The sequence below is a fragment of the Candidatus Nanopelagicales bacterium genome (genome assembly GCA_018003655.1).
Classification (GTDB): Bacteria; Actinomycetota; Actinomycetes; order S36-B12; family UBA10799; genus JAGNDY01.
The window spans coordinates 9,218-12,759 of record JAGNDY010000060.1 but is presented as its reverse complement, the minus strand read 5'-3'; the positions used below and the strand labels follow the sequence as shown (position 1 = coordinate 12,759).

4 protein-coding genes are annotated in these 3,542 nt (G+C 62.9%); 3 read left to right on the top strand and 1 reads right to left on the bottom strand.

Going from position 1 to position 3,542, the window contains the following annotated elements:
- Window positions 1-292: 292 nt before the first annotated feature.
- A complete protein-coding gene (locus KAZ48_08645) occupies window positions 293-805 on the bottom strand; it encodes a transglycosylase family protein (GenBank protein ID MBP7972857.1) in 513 nt (170 codons plus the stop codon).
- 310 nt (window positions 806-1,115) lie between these two features.
- On the opposite strand from KAZ48_08645, the gene KAZ48_08640 reads away from it, so the two are divergent.
- The 3 genes from KAZ48_08640 to KAZ48_08630 all read left to right on the top strand — a co-directional run.
- Window positions 1,116-2,069, top strand: coding sequence for an MBL fold metallo-hydrolase (locus KAZ48_08640; GenBank protein ID MBP7972856.1), 954 nt, complete (start codon window positions 1,116-1,118; stop codon window positions 2,067-2,069).
- 101 nt (window positions 2,070-2,170) lie between these two features.
- Window positions 2,171-2,905: a FadR family transcriptional regulator gene (locus tag KAZ48_08635; GenBank protein MBP7972855.1), complete on the top strand. Its 735-nt coding sequence runs from the start codon at window positions 2,171-2,173 to the stop codon at window positions 2,903-2,905.
- Window positions 2,906-2,937: 32 nt separating this feature from the next.
- Window positions 2,938-3,542, top strand: a 605-nt coding sequence (locus KAZ48_08630; protein ID MBP7972854.1) for a sterol desaturase family protein, incomplete at its 3' end; no start/stop codon positions are given.

Genomic DNA, 3,542 nt, shown 5'->3' with positions numbered 1-3,542 from the left:
CGTGGCGTCATGCGCGAGCCAGTGATGGCGGCTCGCCTGGTCCCCGTGGTCGCCCGGTCAGCGGCGTTGCTGGCCGTGTACTCCCGCTACCCACGTCATTCCGCAGGCCTGCCAGCGTGGATCGCCGCCGTGAGGGCGGCCGCTGCTGCCTAACCGGCCCGCCCGGCGGGACCTGACGGGTGGCCCGGCGGCCGTGACGGCTCCCCCGGCGGTCGTGATGGTGGATTGTCGACGCGAGGCGTGGCTGGGTTCTGACAATCCACCATCACGGTGTGGTTCCTGGATTCAAACGTCAGTGCGTGGACCAAGGGCTCCAGCCACGGACTTTGTGGGTCCGCCAGACGACGTAGTCCTGTGCCCACTTGGGTGCTTTGTGCGGGGTCGTCGCGAACTTGCTGCCGCCGTTGCTGCGCCAGGTCCCCCGGTCAAAGTGGTACGCGCCGTAGTAGCCGTTTCCAGTATTGATCTTGTAGTTATTGTGCGATTCGCGCTTGCGGATCTTGCGGGCTGTCGGTGACTTGGCCAGCTTCTGGGCTTTCTTGATGCCCTTGAGGTCCTTCTTGCTCAGGTGATATCTGTTGATCTGCTTGACCGAAACGGGCAACGGAAAGACGCCGTACTTCTTCAACGTCGCGGTTCGCTTGGCTGCGGCGGTGCTGGTGCCGGCCGCTGGCGCTGTTGCCACGGTGTCGGTGCCGGCCGCTGGCGCTGCTGATGCAGTCGTGACAAGCGGACCGCCGATCAGGGCGGCGCAGACCAAGGCGGTCGTTGAGGCAGTCAACGTAACTCTGGTGGCGGACTTCATCTGTGAATCGCTCCTCAATCGGGAGCACGCGGCGTTCGCCGTCGCCTCGGATGAGAGTGACGGGACCAAGAAGAACGTGTGGGGATTCGCGCGCTAACTGTGCGGGAGGGGGTCCTCGCCAGCCCGGATTCAGGTCAAACGGGCGGCTCGCCAAGTCGGTGATCCCGGTGGGATCGTTCCGTACCTCCATGCGGCTCACTATGGGGATGCCCGGCCATTCCCGGACCCAAACTGTCACGACACAGACTCACTCAGATGGGTCAGTGGCAGGATCCAACGTGCAAACCGCTGACTGACGACGGGATCCCACGTGAAGTTCGAGTACCGGCCGGCATTGCCGACGGACAGTTCCCTCTACGCGACACCTCTAACGGCACCGAGCCCCTCCGGCATCAGTGTGACGTTTCTCGGAGTTGCCACATTGTTGATCACCGACGGTGTCACGTCGCTGCTGACCGACGGGTTCTTCACCCGACCGGGGATCTTCGGCATGCTCACACGCGTCAAGCCCCAACCAGCGATCATCGACAAGTGCCTGCGGCGCAGTGGGATCCACCGCCTCGACGCCGTCCTCGTTGGCCACTCCCACTACGACCACTCGATGGACAGCGGCGTCGTCGCAGCTCGAACCGGCGCAACGCTGGTGGGGTCAGACTCCACGCTCGAGATTGGCGTCGGAGCTGGGCTCAGCGAATCTGCGATGCAACGAGTCACACCCGGCGAGCCACTGCGCTTCGGCAGATTCACCGTCACCATGTTGTTGTCTGAGCACGCGCCGGGCGCCAAGTTCCCAGGCCTGATCGAGCGACCGCTTCACGCGCCCGCACGGATCGGTGCCTACCGGATGGCCGAGGTCTATTCGATGGTGATCGAACACGACGCCAATGGCACGCACCCGCGGCGAATGCTCGTCCACGGCAGCGCGGGATTCCGGCCCGAGATGCTGGCCGGCCACCCAGTCGACATCGCGTACCTCGGTATCGGCACGCTCGGCAAGCAGCCGGACGACTACCTCAACGAATACTGGGATCAGACGGTCGCCACCACCCGCGCGCAGACGGTCATTCCTATCCACTGGGACGACTTCACGCGCGCGCTCGACCGTCCGATGGTTCCATTTCCGAGCGTGGCCGACGACTTCACGCGGAGCTTCGGCCACCTCCAACGGCGCGGGACCGAGGCGGGCGTCAGTGTGCTCCTCCAGCGGCCCTGGGAAGTGGTGGATCCCTTCGGTCAGCACCCAAGGCAGACCGCTGCGCGCTGACGGGTTGTCTGAGTGACCGCAACAGAGCGTCGATGGTTCCGACCAGGTGATCCTTCGCAATAGTGGTCCACTGGTAGTACCAGTTGTGATAGCTTGCGCTGGTGTTCAACGAGGTTGCGCCGCAACGGACTGCCGATGCTGTCTTCGATCAGGTTCGAGACCAGATCGTCGGCGGGGCACTGGTCGCGGGTGAGGCGCTGCCCGGCGAGCGGGAGCTAGCAGCACAACTTGGCGTGAGCCGAGGCGTTGTACGTGAGGCGCTTCAGCGCCTCTCCCAGGCTGGGCTTATCGATATTCGCCACGGCGGCGCTACCCGAATCCGTGACTTTCTCACTTCCACCGATCTCAATCTGCTTCAGCGCCTCATGGTCCAATCAGATGGATCAGTCAATGCGCGAGTGCTTCGCTCGTTGCTGGAAATGCGCATAAGCATTGGAGTCGACGCTGCCCGACTGGCGGCGTTGCGTGCCGACGTCGCGGCGCAGACCGCACTGGGGGATCTGGTCGATCGACTAGCTGCATCTGACGACCTCCTGGAACGCCAAGACATCGACCTGGACTTCTGGTCCAAGGTGGTCGAATCCAGTGGCAACGTCGCTTACCGCATCGCCTACAACGGATTGGCGGCGACCTACCGCCCGCTACGTGCCGTGATCGTTGCGGTCGTCGAGCCGGAACTCGACAACCTGAAAGATCACCGGAAGATGGTCAAGGCCATCGCGAGGGGTGACTCCGCCGCAGCCGAACGGGCCGCCCGGTCACTGCTGGAGTGCAGCGAGAACGAGTGGGCCGAGTTACTGACTGCGTTGACTACCGAGGAAGGAAATGAGTCGTGAGCACACCCACCAGCACGCGGTTTCCGGCGAGCATGAGCGTCGGCGATGCCGTTGGCATCTACCTGCGCTACCCGAGCCCCCGATTCCTCCTCGGCGCATTTGTCATCGCCTTGACAGCACGGCTTGTCGTCGGTGATTGGTCGTGGTGGGACCTGGTCGCGGCGGTGGGTTTGATTGCTTACCAGCCCTTCAACGAGTGGCTGATTCACACGTTCATCTTGCACTTCAAGCCTCGCGAGATTGCTGGTCGTCGCATTGACCCGCTGTTGGCCCGAAAACATAGGCGGCACCACAACGATCCCAAGAACATCGCCAACGTCTTCATCCCGATGAAGTCGCTGTGGGTTGGCGTGCCCATCGCGAGCGCACTGGCGCTGCTGATCGTTCCGTCCCTTGGCGTTGCGCTGACCATGCTGCTCACGATGGCAATTATCGGAAACGTTTACGAATGGACGCACTTCTACGTCCATTCCGGCTGCAAGCCGCGTCACCGATATGCCCGTTACATCGAGCGTGCGCATCGGCTTCACCACTACCGTAACGAGCAGTACTGGATGGGAGTAACCAACCATCTGGCCGATCATGTACTCGGAACCTTTCCCGACAAAGACGCGGTTCCCGTCTCTCGAACTGCCAA

What these genes read in the sequence shown, in the direction of transcription:
- KAZ48_08645 (MBP7972857.1), bottom strand. Translation starts at nt 805, where the DNA reads ATGAAGTCCGCCACCAGAGTTACGTTGACTGCCTCAACGACCGCCTTG.